16 protein-coding genes are annotated in these 19,425 nt (G+C 48.5%); 12 read left to right on the top strand and 4 right to left on the bottom strand.

What is annotated here, in order from left to right:
- Positions 1 to 127 precede the first annotated feature (127 nt).
- The gene (locus ACTOY7_RS11160) at positions 128 to 415 is read left to right on the top strand and encodes an alpha/beta hydrolase (protein WP_371299379.1); all 288 of its coding nucleotides are present in this window, start codon (positions 128 to 130) and stop codon (positions 413 to 415) included.
- Positions 416 to 509: 94 nt separating this feature from the next.
- Here the strand turns inward: ACTOY7_RS11160 and ACTOY7_RS11155 are convergent, their stop codons facing one another.
- The gene (locus tag ACTOY7_RS11155; RefSeq protein ID WP_482672175.1) at positions 510 to 1,553 is read right to left on the bottom strand and encodes a helix-turn-helix transcriptional regulator; all 1,044 of its coding nucleotides are present in this window, start codon (positions 1,551 to 1,553) and stop codon (positions 510 to 512) included.
- A gap of 260 nt (positions 1,554 to 1,813) precedes the next feature.
- Between ACTOY7_RS11155 and ACTOY7_RS11150 the strand changes: the two genes are divergently transcribed.
- Genes ACTOY7_RS11150 through ACTOY7_RS11140 form a run of 3 tightly spaced genes read left to right on the top strand, consistent with a single transcriptional unit; the run spans position 1,814 to position 6,291 of the window.
- Complete coding sequence (locus tag ACTOY7_RS11150; RefSeq protein ID WP_482671464.1) at positions 1,814 to 3,199, top strand: MFS transporter; 1,386 nt, start codon at positions 1,814 to 1,816, stop codon at positions 3,197 to 3,199.
- 39 nt (positions 3,200 to 3,238) lie between these two features.
- A complete protein-coding gene (locus ACTOY7_RS11145; protein WP_482671463.1) occupies positions 3,239 to 5,191 on the top strand; it encodes a glycoside hydrolase family 3 N-terminal domain-containing protein in 1,953 nt (650 codons plus the stop codon).
- Between the two features lie 35 nt (positions 5,192 to 5,226).
- A complete protein-coding gene (locus ACTOY7_RS11140) occupies positions 5,227 to 6,291 on the top strand; it encodes a family 43 glycosylhydrolase (protein ID WP_482671462.1) in 1,065 nt (354 codons plus the stop codon).
- Between the two features lie 219 nt (positions 6,292 to 6,510).
- On the opposite strand, the gene ACTOY7_RS11135 is transcribed toward ACTOY7_RS11140, so the two are convergent.
- Entirely contained in the window at positions 6,511 to 6,639 is a 129-nt protein-coding gene (locus ACTOY7_RS11135; protein ID WP_300885216.1) for a hypothetical protein, read from the bottom strand.
- A gap of 505 nt (positions 6,640 to 7,144) precedes the next feature.
- On the opposite strand from ACTOY7_RS11135, the gene ACTOY7_RS11130 reads away from it, so the two are divergent.
- The 4 genes from ACTOY7_RS11130 to ACTOY7_RS11115 all read left to right on the top strand — a co-directional run bounded on the left by ACTOY7_RS11130 (position 7,145) and on the right by ACTOY7_RS11115 (position 12,398).
- Entirely contained in the window at positions 7,145 to 7,831 is a 687-nt protein-coding gene (locus tag ACTOY7_RS11130; protein ID WP_482671461.1) for a response regulator transcription factor, read from the top strand.
- Positions 7,832 to 7,895: 64 nt separating this feature from the next.
- Positions 7,896 to 9,113 carry a sensor histidine kinase gene (locus ACTOY7_RS11125; protein WP_482671465.1) on the top strand — a complete coding sequence of 406 codons (1,218 nt, stop codon included), beginning with the start codon at positions 7,896 to 7,898 and terminating at the stop codon, positions 9,111 to 9,113.
- Between the two features lie 241 nt (positions 9,114 to 9,354).
- Positions 9,355 to 10,038, top strand: a complete 684-nt coding sequence (locus ACTOY7_RS11120; protein WP_160281781.1) for an ABC transporter ATP-binding protein — start codon at positions 9,355 to 9,357, stop codon at positions 10,036 to 10,038.
- Positions 10,035 to 12,398 (top strand): ABC transporter permease, encoded by a 2,364-nt coding sequence (locus ACTOY7_RS11115; protein ID WP_482671460.1) that lies wholly within the window; start codon positions 10,035 to 10,037, stop codon positions 12,396 to 12,398. The genes ACTOY7_RS11120 and ACTOY7_RS11115 overlap by 4 nt, the downstream gene beginning before the upstream one ends.
- Positions 12,399 to 12,458: 60 nt before the next feature.
- Here the strand turns inward: ACTOY7_RS11115 and ACTOY7_RS11110 are convergent, their stop codons facing one another.
- The gene (locus ACTOY7_RS11110) at positions 12,459 to 12,704 is read right to left on the bottom strand and encodes a hypothetical protein (RefSeq protein ID WP_482671459.1); all 246 of its coding nucleotides are present in this window, start codon (positions 12,702 to 12,704) and stop codon (positions 12,459 to 12,461) included.
- Between the two features lie 361 nt (positions 12,705 to 13,065).
- Between ACTOY7_RS11110 and ACTOY7_RS11105 the strand changes: the two genes are divergently transcribed.
- Positions 13,066 to 13,947 (top strand): hypothetical protein, encoded by an 882-nt coding sequence (locus ACTOY7_RS11105; protein WP_482671458.1) that lies wholly within the window; start codon positions 13,066 to 13,068, stop codon positions 13,945 to 13,947.
- Positions 13,948 to 14,185: 238 nt separating this feature from the next.
- Positions 14,186 to 16,795 carry a family 78 glycoside hydrolase catalytic domain gene (locus ACTOY7_RS11100; protein ID WP_482671457.1) on the top strand — a complete coding sequence of 870 codons (2,610 nt, stop codon included), beginning with the start codon at positions 14,186 to 14,188 and terminating at the stop codon, positions 16,793 to 16,795.
- A gap of 276 nt (positions 16,796 to 17,071) precedes the next feature.
- Here ACTOY7_RS11100 and ACTOY7_RS11095 read toward each other — a convergent pair whose 3' ends face one another.
- Positions 17,072 to 17,452, bottom strand: a complete 381-nt coding sequence (locus ACTOY7_RS11095) for a hypothetical protein (RefSeq protein ID WP_482671456.1) — start codon at positions 17,450 to 17,452, stop codon at positions 17,072 to 17,074.
- Between the two features lie 294 nt (positions 17,453 to 17,746).
- Here ACTOY7_RS11095 and ACTOY7_RS11090 point away from each other — a divergent pair, with 294 nt between their 5' ends.
- Both ACTOY7_RS11090 and ACTOY7_RS11085 read left to right on the top strand, forming a co-directional pair.
- Positions 17,747 to 18,142, top strand: coding sequence for a BlaI/MecI/CopY family transcriptional regulator (locus ACTOY7_RS11090; RefSeq protein WP_482671455.1), 396 nt, complete (start codon positions 17,747 to 17,749; stop codon positions 18,140 to 18,142).
- 10 nt (positions 18,143 to 18,152) lie between these two features.
- On the top strand, positions 18,153 to 19,295 hold the full coding sequence (locus tag ACTOY7_RS11085; RefSeq protein ID WP_482671454.1) for a M56 family metallopeptidase: 1,143 nt from the start codon (positions 18,153 to 18,155) through the stop codon (positions 19,293 to 19,295).
- Positions 19,296 to 19,425: the final 130 nt, after the last annotated feature.

Genomic DNA, 19,425 nt, shown 5'->3' with positions numbered 1-19,425 from the left:
GGATGTTATACTGATTTAAAAAAGGAGACGGCAAAAAACAAAACATCTTCATAACAAGTTTCAGGCTTATCCAGATAAGAAAGGAAGGAGGGACTTTGCGGAAAGCATTTTCGGAGATCTGGCAGAAGTGAAGGAAAGCGATAAAAATCCGGAATGGCTTGTAAAAAAACTGACAGACGAACATGCGGAACTGCCGAAAATGTATCTGGCATGCGGTACGGAAGATTCCCTGCTGGAAGCAAACCGAAAGCTCTGGAATTTTTTGAGGGCATCCGGCGCGGAGGTGACCTGCGAAGAAGGACCGGGCGGACATGAGTGGGACTTCTGGAATCGGTATATCAAAAAATTTATTGACTGGCTTCCGTTGGAAGAGAATGCGGAAGCAGGCGTAAACAGTGGGAATGTCGGAATCTGACGGAAACAAGAGGGAGCGGATTGATACTGTACGCCAGATCAATCTGCCGTGCAGTATCATATGACGCGCAATGCTGTATTAGTACAGCATTGCATTAATTCTGCTCCCGGTATTCCGCCGGAGTCATCCCATAATATTTCTTAAAGATATGCCGGAAATTTCCCGAATCAATATATCCCAGTTCCTCCGCGATAGCCGAAATCGGCATGTCCGGATTGATCAGCAGCCGCGCGGCCTGCCGCATTTTCAGCTTCTGGATATTCTGGCTGAAACTCATCCCGGTACAGTTCTTGATAATTCGTTGAATCTGCCGTTCACTGTAATTGAAAAATTCTGCCAGCTCCTTCAAGGTAACGGACGTATAATTCTCCTGTAAGTATTTCAAAATGAAGACAACATTTTCATCGTGTCCATGGGAATCAGCCTCTGGTACGATCACATTGGAACCATGATTGCGGAGAAGAATAATGAAAAAAGCTCCTACAATATTGTTCAAAAACCGTTCTTTATACTGACGGTTTCTTAAAAATTCCCTGTATGCATAAAGCACATAGTCGAACAGCTCCTGATCTTCTCCTGTACGGAAGAAAAGATAAGGATGCGTTTTCGAATGATAAAGAGTGCGCGTAAAAAAATCTGACAGCACGTCATTTTCCGACAAAACCCCGAAAAATACCTTTTCAAAGGTACTGGTTCTCAAAACAATATTGATGATGACGCAGTCATCAGAAAACGCGCTGATGGCATGTGTCGTTTCCGGAGCAATGATGCAGATGTCTCCCTTGTGCATGTGCAATTCCTGTTCTTGAATGTAATTCATACAATTTCCTTCAACGACGCAGACAACCTCCAGGAAGGAATGGGAATGCAGACAGGCGGGAAGATAGCGCAGATGGCGGTACAGCTCCGTATCGAATCCGCTCCGAAAAAAAGAATTTTCTTCCAGCCGGCTTTCCAGAAGCTGATTCGGAAATGAACGTCCGGACCGCTGCGCGGCCAGCTTCAAAATGTCGCTCAGATATTCACTGGAATGAGGAAGCTGCAGGTTGCGTTCCGGAAACTGTGTGTGAAGCAGCTTAAAGGTATGCTCCAGGCTGTTCAGCTGATTCTGTTGAGGAAACGCATCTCGAAAAATCATGTCTGTTCTCCTTTCACGGGTATGTTTACAATAGCTCTTTTAGAAAGACTTTCAGTCTGTATAAAAGCCTGGTACAGTATTGTGTAATGATAAAGCAAGTATAAAATACGACATAGAAGGTTGTCAATCACGACACGGCGGTATGTCGCGAAACACGCCGTCCTGTGTCACCTATGGCACTACGCTTTGAGTGGATTTATTGGTATACTGACGTCAGAAATCGTAAACAGTGAAAATGCAGAAGAAAGGAAGAGAGAAAAATGAATGGTAAATTAAAGTTTACAGAAAAACTTGGATATGGACTGGCAGCGTTATCCGGAGCATCCAATTCGCTGCTTGGTGCGTTTTTGACGATGTTTTATACGGATAATATCGGAATGGCGGTCGGCGCGGTGGGAACGATGTTTATGATCTCAAAGCTGTTTGACGGAATTACGGATCTGATCGCGGGAAATATTGTAGATAAGACGAAAACAAAGTGGGGAAAGGCGCGTCCCTGGATCCTGTGGCTGTCGGTTCCCGCAGGCCTGGCATTCGCGCTGATCTTTATGGTGCCGCAGAACGCAAGTCCGATGAGCCAGCTGGTCTATGCGTTTCTTACATATAACCTGTTTAGCTCCGTTATCTATACGATGGTCGGTGTGGCGCAGACATCCCTGCTTGCGCTTATGACCATGGACGGAATCGAAAGGGGAGGGCTTGCAAGATATTCGATGTTATTCGGGCTGGGCGGTACGATGCTGGCAAGTTCCGTAACATTTCCGTTTATCGCAAAGATGGGTGGAGATACAACGGCATGGAGAATTGTATTTGCTATATATGGATTTATCCTTGCGGCGGGTCTGATGTCAGCATTTTTCCTGACCAGAGAGCATGTCGCTGCAGTTGAGCACAATGAAGACGGAATCTTGAATGAAGGGACAAAGAGGTTATCCTTTATCGAGGGCGTAAAACTATTCTTTTCAAATAAATATTGTATCTTTGGTTTGGCGATCACGACCCTGATGCAGCTTGCGCTGAATATCAATTCCGGTTCACAGACGTATTTTTACAAATATGTAATGGAAGATGAAATGCTGATGACCTCACTGAGTATGGTAGGCCTGATTCCGATGGTGGTTAGCGTCCTGTTTTTTGCGGGCCCCTGTTTAAAATATCTCGGAAAAAAGAAAAGTGTGTATTTCGGATGCGGCGGACAGTTGATCTCCTTCGCGATGCGGGTTGTAGCAGGAATGACCGCAAATGTACCTTTGTTGATCGCGGGAACCGTTTTTGGCGGACTGATGACAGGTCCGGTTTCCATTCCGATCAATATCATTACCGCGGACGCGATCGACTATGGCGATTACAAGACCGGAATACGAATTGAAGGAACGGCATCTTCCATCGGAACATTTGCGGGAAAAATCAGCGCGGGACTCGCGTCCGCGATTACGGGATGGACACTTGCGCTGACAGGACATGTGGCAAATGCCGTGCAGACCTCTTCTACAAGGTTTGGGATTACCGCAGTATTCGCAATTCTTCCGGCAGTTATTTATATTGTGATCATACTGGCTTACAAGCTTATTTACCATTATGATAAGGAAGAACCGGAAGTTGTGGCGGAATTGACAAGAAGAAGAGAACAGGCGGCAAAGGAATAGAAAGATTAAAGGAATAGAAAGACCAGCAGGAGGTACAGTATGACTCACAAAGAAATAGAACAATGCGTGGACGCGTTGATGGAACAAATGACTCTGGAGGAAAAGATCGGGCAGATCAATCAGGCCAGCCCGGCGACCGTCTGTACGCTGCCGGGGGTGGAGGCGGATATTGATTCCTGGGTAACGGAAATGATGGAAGGAAAAATATCCGAACAGAAATTGCAGGAGCGCCTGGCAATGTGTGAAGAAAATCTGCGTTTGGACGAACTGGAAGCAGGAGAAATCGGTTGTTTTGTAAATTTATATGACGACGCGAAGTTGGCTCAGGTCATTGCGGCATCCAAAAAGAGCAGGCTTCAGATCCCGCTGCTGGTCGGAGTGGATGTGATCCGAGGGTACAGGACAATCTTCCCGACGCCGCTGGCAATGGCATCTGCATGGAATCCAAAGCTTCACAGGAAATTGGTAAAGACTGCCAAAAAGGAAGCGATTGTCTCAGGGGTAAACTGGGTATTAGGACCTATGCTGGATGTAGCAAGGGACGGCCGTTGGGGGAGGATCGTAGAAAGCCCCGGGGAAGACCCGTATCTGGCATCTGTTATCGCGAAAGAAATGGTGGAAGAATATCATGCGGATGACGGGGATGGACCTATGATCTGTACAGCAAAGCATTTTGCGGCTTACGGGGCGGCAAGCGGAGGACAGGATTACAATACAGTCAGCATTTCGACGCGGCAATTGTATGAGACATACCTTCCGCCGTTCCGGGCCGCGGTTGACGCAGGAGTGGATTGTGTTATGTCAGCGTTCCACGATTTAAACGGCATCCCCTGTGTGTGTGACAAAGAACTTTTGACAGACCTGCTCCGGGATGAGATGGGATTTCAAGGGTTTGTAGTAAGCGACGCGGAAGCGGTGAAACAATGTGTGTCCCACTGTATTTCGGGGGATGAGGCTGAGGCGGCGAAAATGTCTCTGCTGGCAGGAAATGATGTGGACATGACTTCTTATGATTATCGGAACTATCTCAAAAAGCTTGTGGAAGACGGGCAGTTAGAGGAAGAAGTCATCCATACGGCAGCGAGACGGGTTTTGGAGAAAAAGCTGGAATATGGGCTGTTTGACAAAGAGTATGTCTATGATCCAGAGAAAATCAGGAAAATTGTTTTGTCAGAGGAACACAGAGCGATTGCGAGAGAGGTGGCAAGGCAGACGATCGTACTGCTGAAAAACGAGGATGTCCTGCCTGTCAGGGAGAAGAAGCGGATTTTGGTCATTGGGGAACTGGCCGATGATAAAGAAGCGCTGACCGGCCCCTGGGCATTTACCGGGGATAGCGGAAAAACGGTCACAATTGTGGAAGGGCTGCAAAAAAACGCTCCGGAAGGAACGGAGATTTCTTATGTAAAAGGCTTTGGGGTTCATGACAGCAGGGAAGGATTTGCAGAGGCTCTTGAGAAGGCGGAAAATGCGGATTTTATCGTGGCAGTTGCCGGGGAAACAGCTTTTATGAGCGGTGAGGCCGCATCCCGGGCAGATCTTCATCTGTCAGGCGCGCAGGAAGAATTCCTGCTGAAGCTTGCCGGAATTGATGTGCCGATAGAGCCGCTGTATCCGTTTGGATATGGGCTGAGCTATACGACCTTCCAATATTCGGAGTTGGAGGTACTCACACCAGAAATCCGCTTGGATAGTGAACTGAACTGCAGAGTAAAAGTAAAGAATACCGGGGACTGTTTTGGGGAAGAAATCGTACAGTTGTATATCCATGATAAAGTAGCGGGCTGCGTGCGTCCGGTAAAGGAATTGAAACGGTTTATGAAGATCGCGCTGCAGCCGGGGGAACAGAAGGAATGTGAATTTTCACTGCCGGCAGCAGAGCTTGGCTATTACGACCGAAGCTGTAATTATGTGGTGGAGCCGGGGACATTTGACCTCTATATTGGTTCGAACAGCAGTGAAGGGCTCCATATGGAATTTAAATTGAAATAAAATGTGCGCAGCCGATTATATAGGGAGGTAGAATTATGACGTATCATTCGATCACACCCGGCCGGGTCTGGCTTGACACCGACGGAAACCGGATCCAGGCACACGGGGGCAGTATCATAACGGTAGGGGACACATTTTACTGGTATGGAGAAAATAAGGAAAAGACAACCGGAAAGGACAGCATCTGGCACTGGGGCGTGCGCTGCTATTCCTCAAAGGATCTGTATAACTGGAAAAGCGAGGGGATCATCATCCCGCCGGATACCAGGGATGAGTCGTCCCCGTTGCATCCTTCGGCCATGATGGATCGTCCCCACATCATTTATAATGAAAGGACAAAAAAATATGCGGCATGGCTGAAGATCATGGGGGAACCGCCGTGCTTCGCGGTGCTGACGGCAGATTCGATCCTGGGGCCGTATGAAATGGTGAACCCGAAAGTAAATCCCTGCGGACTGGAGGTCGGGGACTTCGACCTGCAGGTGGATCCGGACACGGAAAAGGGATATCTGATCAGCCAGAAACCGCATACCTGCATTTATGTGGCAGAACTCAATGAAGACTATACGGACGCGGCGGGAACCTATACGGAACATTTCCCGCACACGGCGCCGCCCCAGGCACGGGAAGCACCCGCACATTTTACCCGCAACGGCCTGCATTATCTCATTACCTCAGGTACAACCGGATACTACTCTAACCCGTCGGAGGCCGCAATGGCGGCAGATTGGAACGGTCCTTATGAGATTTTGGGCGATCCCCATGTAAATGACAGCTCAAAGACCTCCTTCAATTCCCAGATCACATCCGTGTTCCGCCATCCGGGAAAGAAGGACCTGTATATCGCGCTGGCGGACCGCTGGAAGCCGGAGATCTGCCGGATGGAAGGATATGAAACAGGAGCGTATTCCGACAGGATCCAGGAAAAATTCAGGCGGATCTTTGACCCAAAGGTGGAATTTGTATTCACGGCAGAGGACGCGGAGGATATGAAGATCAATTCGTCGGTGTCCGATTATGTATGGCTCCCGCTGAAATTCGACGGGGACCAGATCCGGATCGAATGGCGGGATGAGTGGACGATCGAAGAATATGAGTAAATAAGAGATTGACAGATGGACAGGGAAAATTGAAAAAAGAGTATACAATAGAAGGAATACACATGTATGCCAATGGCTATCAAGTAGTGTTGGACAATCTGAAAGCATATTTGTAACAAGAGCATAGCGAAAACAGAATGAACTGCAATGGGGGCTGTTACACAAGAGATGAAAAACTCTCGGACATAACAGTCCCCTCTTCTGCAACTCCTAAACTTTTTATTCTTCGTCTGCTTGTTCTTTTGGATCATGGGTTTCAATGAATTCTATCAGGTCGAGAATTTTTGTATCGCTCATACCATCCTTTCTGAGCTGCCGGAATAAATTAACTATTTCTTTCCCGGTCATATTTTGATCACCGCCTTTTTCGAAAATAATGTTTATCAGATAATTTTATTATAGCAAAATGAAATTTGAGAGTAAAGTCTCTCCGTCTTACATTTTTGTAAGCCACTATTTTCCCAAAATCGTGTATAATATATCTATGATTCGCCCGTCAAAAGGTCTCATTTCTTTTGCCGGCTAAGGAACTGCCTCAAAATAATAAGTATATCTTGCTTGTCTAAATTTGTATAGGCGCCGTTGCCATCAGTCGCCACAATATATGTTAACGATGCGCCAAATCGCCTCCATATATTGTGGCACGAAACTTCAAAAATAATCTCAGCAATGAAAATGGACTTTTGACGGTCGAATCATCTATATTCACGGCAGCCGTAAAGCGGTATACGTCCCTTTGCGGCTATGCTTCAGAACAACCGCAGACATGTGTGATCTACAGAGCGCGGATTTACTGTTGACCTGCGGCTCAGGGATGTCTGCCGGTAAGTACACGAAAAAGGAGGCGCTTTATTTGCAGAAATTATTACTCCTCGAAGATGATATCAGCTTGATTGACGGCCTGACTTATTCTTTACAAAAAAATGGATTTGACCTCCGGGTCGCCGGGACAATCCGGGAGGCCGAAAGATTACTTACAGAAAATGCAGATTTCGACCTGCTTCTTTTTGATGTGACCCTGCCGGACGGAAATGGATTTACCTTGTGCGAAAAGCTGCGGGAATCGGGCAATCCGGTCCCCATTATCTTTCTGACCGCGTCCGATGAGGAAACCAGCGTCATCCGCGGTCTGGACTGCGGAGGAGACGATTATATTACAAAGCCGTTCAAGCTTGGGGAGCTGTGTTCCCGCATCCGGGCGCTTCTGCGCCGCAGCAGCATGCAGGGTGCCGGAGAGGGAATCCTGCAGTCCGGAGAAGTGACGGTGAATCTTGCGGAAGGCAGGGTATTCCTTCGCGGGGAGCCTGTAGAATTTACCGGGGCGGAATACCGGCTGCTCTGCCTGTTCTTGAAAAACAGCGGAAGAGTGCTCACCCGGGGAACGATCCTGGACAAGCTGTGGGACGGCGCAGGTAATTTTGTGGATGACAATACACTGTCTGTTTATGTGCGCCGTCTCAGGGAAAAGCTGGAAGAAAATCCTTCCCGGCCCCATCATCTGAAAACGGTCCGGGGATTCGGATATCAGTGGAAGGAATAGCGGCGCTTTATAGGTGGAAAGCGGGGCAGTTTGCATGATCGAAGGAGGAAATGTTTTGAAATTCATGTATGAAAAACAGACGCGGAGGTTTTATATTTTTCTGATATGCATCTGTGCGCTGCAGATCTGCTTTCTCGGTATCTGCGGTATCTTTCAGGCCGGAGCTATCCGGCGGATCCTCGTAAACCGTGAGCTTGCGGCGGCATCGTATCTTTTGGAGCGGGAGATTGAGCCCGCGCTGATCGCCTCGGCCTGGAATCATACGGAGGTGACGGAAGCAGGAGAAAAATTGCTGCGGACGATCGGCCACACGGAGGATACGCCGGCTTACCTGCTGCTCCTCGCCGAAGAGACTTCCATTCCCCTGAGCTTGCTGCTGCTCTCGGCAGGAATCTTATTTGCGGCAGTTCTCCTGGCGGGCACGGCACATTTCCTGCGGGGGCGGGAGCATTTTTATGATAATGCGGAAAAGGTGATCGCCGGGTATGCGGACGGTTGGTTCGGGGAGCATTTACCATCAGGGGAGACCGGAACGATCTATCAGCTTTTCGGCAGTATTGAGCAGCTTGCCCTGTCGCTGCAGGCGAAGAGCGAGATGGAGCACAGAGCAAAAAGCTTCTTAAAGGATATGATCTCCAACATTTCCCATCAGCTGAAAACACCTCTGGCCGCATTGAATATGTATATGGAGATCATATCCGAGGAGCCCAAAAATGAAGACGCGGTAAAAAATTTTTCCAGGAAATCCATGCAGTCCCTGGAGCGGATGGAGCAGCTCATCCAATCTCTTTTGAAAATGGCGCGCCTGGACACGGGAAATATTGTGTTTGAAAAGCGGCCGTGTTTTGTATCGGAGCTGGTCTCCCGGGCCGTGGACGATCTGCTGGAGAGGGCAAAACAGGAGGGAAAGGAGATTGCGGTCCGGGGAGATCCGGAGGAAATGCTGTCCTGTGATCTGGAATGGACAAAGGAAGCGGTAGGAAATCTTGTGAAAAACGCGCTGGACCACACGGAAGCAGGCGGAATGATCCGAATCTCGTGGAAATGCTCTCCGGCGGTGTTCCGGTTGACTGTGGAGGATAATGGGAGCGGCATCGCGCAGGAGGACATTCATCATATTTTCAAGCAGTTTTACCGCAGCAGGTCATCCGTCGGCAGACAGGGCGTAGGGCTGGGGCTTCCTCTGGCGAAGGCGATCGTGGAAGGGCAGGGCGGAAGCCTGTCCGTGGAGAGCAGACCGGGGGAGGGGAGCGTATTTCAGACTACATTTTTTTATCCATGACTTTACACCCAAAAAGCCTTTTGATATAGATGAAAAAAGTGCATGCTGTATCATCCAGACATATCTTACAGATCTGTAAGCTCCCATTCACCGGATTGTAAGGTTGGGATGCTATGATTCACTCAATCCGGAAAAGCAGCCATTGAAGTGACCTGTTTCCCTATGAGAACAGGCTGATCATCCGAAGAGCTTTGCCGTACCGGATTACTTTTGAATCATTCAGAAAGGCAGGTTATCGCAATTGGAAATCTTAAAGGTAGAAAACTTAAGCAAAACGTATGGCAGCGGCGAAGCGCGTGTGGATGCCTTGAAGCACGTATCCTTCTCCATGCAGAGAGGAGAATTCGGCATGGTAGTAGGGGTATCCGGCTCCGGAAAATCAACGCTTCTGAACTGCATCGGCGGTCTGGATGAGGCCAGCGCCGGAAAGGTATTTTTAAACGGGCAGGACCTGTTTGCCATGGGAGAAAATGAACGCACCATCTTCCGCAGGCAAAACATCGGCTTTATCTTTCAGTCCTTTCACCTGATCCCGGAGCTGAACGTGGAGCAGAACATTATTTTCCCGCTGCTGCTGGATTACAAAAAGCCGGACCAGGGCCGGGTGGATGAGATCCTGCAGGTGCTGGGGCTGGAAAATCGGAGGAAGCACCTGCCGGGGCAGCTTTCCGGGGGACAGCAGCAGAGGGTGGCCATCGGACGGGCGCTGATCACGCGGCCCGCCCTGGTCCTGGCGGACGAGCCCACCGGAAACTTGGATTCTCAGAGCAGCCAGGATGTGATGGACCTTCTGTGCAGGGCGTCCCGCCATTACCAGCAGACGGTCCTGATGATCACCCACAACAGGAACCTGACTGCGTCGGCGGACCGGGTATTTCGTGTCGCGGACGGGGAACTTTCGGAGCTGGGAGGTGCGTCAGAGTGAAGCATTATCTGGACTTGATCAAAATCTCGGCAAGGCAGCACCGGAAGCAGAACCGGATGACCAGACTGTGCATCGTGCTGGCCGTATTCCTCGTTACTGTGATCTTCGGAATGGCGGACATGGAAATGCGCTCCCAGATGATCCAGGCAGTCAAATCTTATGGAAACTGGCATGCGGCCTTCGTGCTGGATGAAGAGCATGGGACATTGCTGAAAGCGCGTCCGGAGGTAAAAAGCAGTGTGCGGTACGGGGTGCTGAATTACCGTTTAGAGGACGGCTATCAGATCCTGGGGGTGGAAACCGCGGTCTGCGGGTTTGACCCGGAGATGATGGAAATGTTTCCGGATGTGGAGATCCTGGAAGGGACGCTTCCGGGGAATGCCGGTGAGGCCGTGCTCAATGAGAGCGCAAAGACCCGCTTTGGGGTGCAGGTGGGAGATACCGTAGAAATGACTATCCCCCAGGGAGACACCGTGCAGTACCGGATTACCGGGATCGTCAAAGAAATGGCATTGATGGCGGAGCATGACGCGTTCGGCATGTTCCTGAACATGGAAGGATTTTCGGCGCTCCGCTCGGAAGAAACCGGGGCGGCCCGGGAAGAGGTTTATTATGTACAGTTTCGTCCCTACTGCAATATCCAGAAAGCAATCGGCGATATCAGCGCGCAGTTCGGCCTGAAGCCGGAGGAGGCGCGGCAGAATGTGAAGGTTCTTGCGCTGATGTTCCAGAGCCGGGATTCTTATATGATGCAGTTTTATTTTGTGGCAGCGGTTCTGGCCGTGCTTGTAATGATCGCCGGGATTCTGATGATCGCCGCAAGCATGAACAGCAACATTGCCCGGCGGACAGAGTTTTTCGGGATGATGCGCTGCCTGGGGGCTACCGGCAGACAGGTGACCCGATTTGTGAGAAGGGAAGCGCTGAGCTGGTGCAGGACTGCAATTCCGGCAGGTGTGATCGCAGGCATCCTGGTAGTCTGGGTACTGTGCGGGATGCTGCGCTTTTTAAGCCCCGGCTATTTTGAAGGACTTCCGGTGTTCGGAATCAGCTTTCCCAGTATGGCTGCCGGGATCCTCGTGGGCCTCCTCACCGTCTTGCTGGCGGCCAGGGCTCCGGCGAAGCGTGCGGCAAAGGTGTCCCCGCTGACCGCCGTTTCCGGAAACGCAGGCACCGTGCAGGCGGCAAAGCATGCGGCGAATACCCGTTTTTTCAAGGTGGATACGGCGTTGGGAATCCATCATGCCTCCGGCAGCCGGAAAAATTTTCTGCTGGTGACAGGCTCCTTTGCGTTCAGTATCATTTTGTTCCTTTCGTTCAGTACGGCTATCGATTTTATGCACCATGCGATCACGCCGCTGCGTCCGTCGGCGCCGGATATTTATATTAGTAAAGAGGATTACTCGAACCAGATCCCATCAGGACTGGACGAGGAGCTTGTAAACTATCCTGGAGTGAAGCGGGCATTCGGGAGAAGCTACGCGGAGCTTACCGTGCCGGCAGACGGGAGGACGCTGGATGTTATTTCCTATGAAGATCAGCAGTTTCAATGGGCAGAAAAATCCATGATGGAGGGCAGCTTGGAGGACGCAATGAACGGAAAAGGCGTGCTGGCCGTGTTCCGGGAGGAATATACGCTGCGGCTCGGAAGCAGTATCCTGGTGTCTGCCGGCGGAAAGGAGCGGGAGCTTCCTGTGGTGGGCGTGCTGGGAGACGTTCCGTTTTCTTACGGAAAATCCGGGGATACGGAAGTTTCGGCCGGCATGGTCATCTGTTCGGAGGAATTTTTTCAGAAGCTGACCGGGGAATCGGGTTATGCCGTGATAGACATTCAGCTGGAACAGAACGCGGACGACGCACAGGTGCAGGAAATCCGGCGGGCATGTGAGCAGGCGTGCGGAGGCGGCTTCGTGTATTCTGACAAAAGGATCGGCAATCAGGAGGTCAAGGGGGCCAGCTATTCCATGTCTGTATTCCTCTATGGATTCCTCGGCGTGATCGCCTTGATCTCCTTTTTCAATATCATCAACTGTATCTCCATGGGTGTGTCCGCGCGGCTGAGAGAATACGGCGCCATGCGCGCGATTGGGATGAGCGTCCGGCAGGTGATCCGGATGGTTGCTGGCGAGGCCCTGACCTATACGGCTTTTGGAGTATTGTTGGGATGCGCCGCCGGGCTGCCGCTGAATCGGATGCTGTTTATGGCGCTTGTGACCTCCCGCTGGGGAGAAGCGTGGAGTCTCCCGGTATGGGAAATGCTGGTCATCGTGATGATTATGATCGGCTCGGTCTGCGCGGCGGTCGCGGGGCCGGCAGGGCAGATCCGGAAGATGACGGTGGTGGATACGATCGGGGTGTAGTGCAGAGGGAGTTGTCGGAAAATGCTGTTTGCCCGCAATTTTCCGACAGCCTCCGCGCTTTTAATTCACTTTTGTAAAGGTTTCAATCACGCGTTCATGGAGTTTCTTTTCTTTATCATAATTTATCCCCACCAAAAGGATTTCCCCTGTGTAGCCTTCAACCCATGAAGCATATTTTTTGTCTTTGATCTGCCGGGGAGTGCCGTCTGCTGTCTTATCCCACTTCAGTTCAACAAGCAGCGCGGGCCGGTCTATATCCCGCTTCGGCTGCATCCATCTTTGCGGCTGATATATGTACAAGATCATAATATGATTTTTTTTTCGCTTTCAATGTTATGTAGTTTACATATTCTACAAAATAATGGTATACTGTTATTGTTCAAAAGAAATTCGGAGGTTTGCTCATCTTGCCGGAAAGCGATGGATTTCGTCAGCTTATATATCGGAGAAGGAAGATGTAAAGACATTTCAGGAATATGATGAAAAATATACGATACATGATCCGTGCGAAGAGTGGATGCAGGTTCTCCAGAATTTGTCAAAAAATGGTGACAAAGAACTTTTCGATTCTGTCACGGCATGCTGTAAGAAAATGCAGGAATTATGATGGTATAAATGTATAGAGGAGGTGTTTGTTTTGGATTTTTCTGTGATGCAGTCAATAGGTATGTATACAAAAAATATGGAAATGCAGATGAAGTGGAAGCAGAAGAAAGCGAACAATGACTTCACTGCTGACGGAAGTACAAAATTAAGCGATCCAACTGCGCGCCAGGCGGAAGAGATCCGGGAGGCGCAGGCAGACGGATCATCCAAGCTTTCTGCGCAGATCAGGACGAAGCTGGCAGTCGGTAAGAAGCTGACGCGGGAGGAAATGGATTATCTGCAGAAGAATGATCCCCAGACATATCAGAAAGCAAGAGCGATAGAAGAAGAGCAGAAAAGCTATGAGGAGGAGCTTAAGAGATGCAGGACAAAGGAAGACGTCCAGCGTGTGAAAATGAACCATACGGCAGCTTCTTTAAGCACAGTGAACAATGTGAAGAATAATCCGGCCATACCGGAAGGCGCGAAGCTTGGGATTATGTGGCAGGAACTGATGAAGACCAGAGCTTTGGAAGAGACGATGGGGGAATTTGTAAAGAGCGGCAGATACGCCCAGCTTCCGACCGAAGCAGAGAAGGCAGAGGCGGAAAAGGCGCTCAAGGAAGCAAAAGAGGCGGAACTTGGAATAGAAGATTCTGTGGAAAGCACGGAAAAAGCGGACAATGACGAGAAGGAAGCCAATACAGACCGCGCGGCGGACAATGGCGGGAAGGAAGCCAATGTGGACCATGCGCCGGAAGGGATTCCGGAGGACAACGGAAAGGATGCTTCGCTTCATGAATCCGTGCAAAAGGACAGAAGGGGTTTACAAGAGCGCAGGATGACTGTCGCGGAAGCGGAGACAACGCCGGAAGCTTTGAAGGTAAAGCGGGCTAAGGCTCATGCGGCATATAAAGCGAATCAAGCCGAACTTCCTAAATCGGTTATAGATATGAAAAATTAGATCATATTGCGCGCCGGATTGATCTGCCGCTTCACGGCTGCGGCTGGCGCGATACTTACGGCAGACTTTATCGGCCGTGAGTATAAAATAACTTATTGGAAATGTAGTTACAGGTCACGGGTTTACCAGTGGCCTGTAACTATGTCAGCTTTGAACCTCTCGGATGTCACATTAGAAACTGTTCAGGCGCTCTCCGAAGGTGTATAATGCACAAAACTGTACTGGGAGGAACGCAAAAATGTTTGAACAATGGATTACAAATGGAACCGCGAAACCATTTTACGCAAGAAAGGAGCTTACGCTTGACAAAGCGGTAAAGAGAGCCGAAGCAAAGGTCTGCGGACTTGGACAGTTCCAATTTTACATCAACGGGAAAAAGGCAGGCGACCACGAGCTGGATCCTGCGTGGACAGATTACCGAAAGCTGATCTATTATGTCACCTTTGACGTGACAGACATGCTGCGTCCCGGAAAAAATGTGATCGGCGCGGAGGTGGGAAACGGCTGGTTTATCAAGTGCGACGAGCATTATACATTTACATTTCCGGGATTTATGCCGCCCAATCCGAATCCTTACCGGCCCGGCGCAAGCTGCCTGATCCTGGCAATGGAGCTGGATCTGGAATATGAGGACGGCACCCGGGATCTGATTGCGGCAGACAACAGCTTCAAGGTGAAGGAGCATCCGGTAATCATGAGCAATGTCTACGGCTCGGAGACGATAGACGGGGGGCTCCGTCAGGCTGGCTGGTGTGAGACCGGATTTGACGACAGCGCATGGCAGCAGGCAGAGTATGTGCCGGAGGAGGAGATCCCCCGGGCGGACATCCTGGAGCAGACTATGCCGCCGGTGAAGGTCATAAAATCCTATGAAGGGAAGCTGCTGCATCGGGTAAGGCCCCATCGGGATATTTTCGATTTCGGGCAGAATATGTCCGGCATTCTGGAACTGGAAGCCAGGGGAAAGGCCGGGGATGAAATCCGGATCTATCCTGCCGAAAAGCTGGATGAAAACGGAGATGTGGATCAGGTGGCGAAGAACTGGATCACGGTGGATTCCTGTATCACCTGCATCATCGGCCAGGATGATGTGTGGGAAAAATTCCGCATGACCTTTACCTATTTCGCGGGGCGGTTCGTGGGCATGGAAGCATGTGGTTCCACAGAGAGCGGGAGCATGCCGAAGCAACTGGACTGCCGGGATCATGGCGCGGAAGAAGGCGGCTCCGCAGAGAGCGGGAGCATGCCGAAGCAATTGGACTGCCGGGATCATGGCGCGGAAGCAGGCGGCTCCGCAGAGAGCGGGAGCATGCCGAAGCAATTGGACTGCCGGGATCATGCCGCGGAAACCTGCGGTACGATTCAGATCCGGAACCTCACCGCCCATGCGATCACCAGCGCCCATAAACGCTCCGGCACATTTACCTGTGATGACGAGCGCTACAACCAGATTTATGACATGATCGAAAAGACCGTGGAGGCAAATATGGTAGGCGTTCACACCGACTGCCCCACCATTGAGCGTTTTGCCTGGCAGGAGCCGAACCACCTGATGGCAGGTTCCATTTTCTATATGAAGGACGGGAAAAAGCTGTGGGAAAAATTCCTCCGGGACATGCGGTACGCACAGCACACGAAAGAAGACTATTTCTTTGATTATGCGGGAGAAAAAATATATCCGGGAGATGGGCTGATGCCGTCCCAATGCCCCTGCTACATCCCGAATGTGATCCCGGTACCGGGGATGGGGAGTTTCTACGATATCATTCCCTGGGGAAGTACCTGTATCCTGGGAACTTACTGGCACTACCAGTTTTATGGGGACCGGCAGATTATCGAGGACAATTACGAAGCCGGAATGCGTTACTTCCGGCATTTGCTGACAAAGGTGAATGCGGATGGATTTATCAACCATGGTCTTGGGGATTGGGGAAATCCGAAAAATGAACTGGCCCGTGAAAATATCGAGACTGCGTTTCTCTATGCGGACGCGGTATGTCTTGCGGAATTTGCCCAGGTGCTTGGAAAGGCGGAGGATCGGAAGAGGCTGCTGGAAAAAGCGGAGGAGATCAGGGCGAATTATAATGAAAAGCTGATGACGCGGCATCCGGAGAAAGGGCTCTGGTGCTACCAGTGCGATGCCGGGGACACGACCCGCAATGAGTGTCTCGGCGGGGGTGATGGATCGGGGGGAACAGAGGACCGGAAAGGCGCGGCACATCCCGCGGATCCAGATGGATCAGATGGGCATGATACAGCGGCAGCTGCCCGCCCGGAGGAAATTTTGCTGACCCAGGCGGCGCAGGCGCTGCCGCTCTTCTGGAATATGGTGCCGGAAGACCGGAAAGCGGATGTGGTCCAGGCACTGCGCTATACGTTAGAAAGAGAAGGCGCGTTTATCGCCGGAGAAGTGGGTCTGCCGTATATCATCCAGTGTGCGAGGATCTACGGAATGAACGAGCTGGTCAGCCGGTTCATCCTGCGGGAAACACATCCCAGCTATTATGCGTTTATCCTGGACGGAGAGACTACATTGGGAGAATATTGGGAGAGCAATCCGAGAAGCCACTGCCATGATATGATGGGGCATATCATCGAATGGTATTACAATGGAATTGCGGGGATCATCCCGGAGGCGCCGGGCTTTTCCAAAGTCACGATCCGCCCGTATCTGCCGGAGAGCATGCATGAATTTACCTGTATCTATCAGTCGGCGCATGGTCGGATCAAGGTTCATGTCAAGAAGACTGGGAAGGAGATCCTGCTGGAGACGGAAGTGCCGGAAGGGGTAGAGGCAGCGATCGACGTGTCCAATCTGGAGGCGTCAGGGAAGAAGATTGTGGCATGAATGAGAAAAATGCGGCTGCATTAGCAGACGCAAGAGTGCGGTAGCACGGATTTTGCGAATGGATATGCGGGTTATTTCCCAGCAGTTCCTTAGATTTATAACAGACACCGGTTGCGTGGAGGCATGCGGCCGGTGTCTGTTTGAAGTTTGTTTTCTGTAAACGTACTTATTTTTCCGCCAGTAACTTTTTTAAACGTTCAATTTCTTGATCCTTCTGAATAAACTCCAATTATAAACAGATACATTTCTCTTGCATCCTACCACACGATTCGTTTTTTATACATCAGATTCTTCTATTTCCATTAATTCCCTTGCTTTAATATATACTCCTTCTTCTCTTCTTTCGATGCCCCACAATTTGTTAAATAGAAAACTAACCTTGAAATGATCCTCTTCATTGATGCCATTCATATCCAGCATTTGATCAAATTCATCGACCAGCTCTTGATTCACAATAATATAAATTTTAGTGGTTCCAAATTCTGTTGGATCAACAAAATAACCAGGATAATCCTGCTGTAGTAAAATTTCTTTATTATTTCTTTCTACGATTTTGCAATATGCGATTCTGCAAAAATTATTATAATAATAAACTACAGCTATTACTACGATCAAAGCTATTAAAACTGCAATATATGCTTTTGCTTTCCGTTTCATGCTTCCCCCCCCCTCCCTGGCAATATTTACTATATGTTTTCGAAAACTTTAGTTATTTTATATTTTACCACACATTTCGGCAATGTCAATATTTTTTTAATGATTAGATTAATAATTATTCTTGCGGCTAGTATTTAACTTTATATATTTGATTATTATTTAAAGCAAATCATGTTGACAGTGTTGTTTGATAATGTTATACTTTATCAAACAATAGAGAATACTTTGCAGATCATGATTAGACGAACTGTATATCTTATAAAAAATATACAATCACTTAGCAGGAGATTATGTATGAAAAAACTGAAATTAAGCAACAAAGAGTTGGATGTTATGATTGTTCTATGGAATTCAGAACAGGCACTGGCATCCAGTGATATTTCTCGAATAGACAGCTCATTAAATATTAATACTGTCCGCGTAACAATGAAAAACCTGTTAAAAAAATCTTATATTGAAGTTGCGGATATTGCACAGCGTGGAACTGTATTGACCAGAATTTACCGCCCTGCGGTTTCATATGAAGAGTATCTCTGCAGTCAGATACAGCATATGAATTATAATTCTCTAGGCTTGATCAGTACTTTGATCAAACAGGAAAAAGACATTGACAATCTGAATGAACTGGAAAAAATCATCAATGAACATATACACAATATAAATAATCCCACAAAAGATATACCGATATGAGGAAAATAAAATGCATTTTTCAACAAGATCTTATATGATGGCTGTTTTGGGTGGAAATTGTCTGATTTGCTTTTTATATATCATTATGAAGGAGCCCCGTATTACGCCGAAGCTCAGCATCCGGTTTCTTAGATATTTTTCATTTTTTATCCTGTTGAGGCTGTTGATGCCGTTTGAGTTTTTCCATACTATAACTGTTCCTTCCCAAAAAATTTTACCTGCGATCATAGATTTTTGCAACATGTATATATTCTTTACGATTAAGAACATTGCTGTTACTCCTTCCCGCCTGTTTTTGATGATTTGGCTCTGTGGAGGGGGCTATATTGCATATAACACATTTCGCGGCTACAGGGAATTATATAGCACCATACGCTGCTATCCAAATTTACTTGTTAGTAATCCAGGTATATCTGCGATTTTGACTCATATTTATGCAGAGAATCCTGTACCCCATCCTGTAAAAAAGGTAATTCGCACGCAACTTGTAACCACGCCATGCATCACAGGATTTTTTTCACCTGTAGTCTTTCTTCCTGACCTTGATTTTAATGAAGAAGAACTATATTGTATCTTATTCCATGAATTAAGCCATCTAAGGCATAGGGATTTTCTATGGAAAGCAGTAACAGAAATCTTGTGTATTCTGAATTGGTGGAATCCTTTTGTGAAATTATTAAAGATACAGATGGCAGACATTATAGAATATGATGCAGATAAAGCAGCCTATGCCGGACTGTCTCCCACAAAGCGTATCTTATATCTGAAATGCCTGTTAAAGGTTGCGCGAAGTCAGCAAAACCACATGTTCAGAACCTCAATGTCCTTGCCTTTTTCCAGAAATACAGGCGGTTTTCTTAAATACAGGATTTTACGGCTCGTTGAGGCGAAACCATGCCGATCGTTTACAAATTTCTACGCCGTAGTCCTCGCCATTGTGTTGTTGTTTCTTTCTACATTATTTATCATTGAACCCGCGTGGATGCCGCAGGAAGAAGAGGGCGAAGTTTTCTGTATAACTGAGAACAGCTACTTACTGATGCAGCCAGACGGTTCGTATGATTTCTATATAGACCCTGATACGTATATGGGGACAATACGTAACCCAGATGTTGAAGAAATCAGAGATCTTCCTATTTATTATGCAGAGTAACTTTTTACGATATAGAAAAGAGTGTGATATCAAATGAAGAATAAAATGCTTACGCTATTATCTATTTTATTTTTACTTTCATCCGCAGCAGCATTTACAGAGAATGTATATACCGATACTTCTCTAATTC

It is taken from the genome of Schaedlerella sp., assembly GCF_056796775.1.
This window is presented reverse-complemented; position numbering and strand designations above follow the sequence as displayed.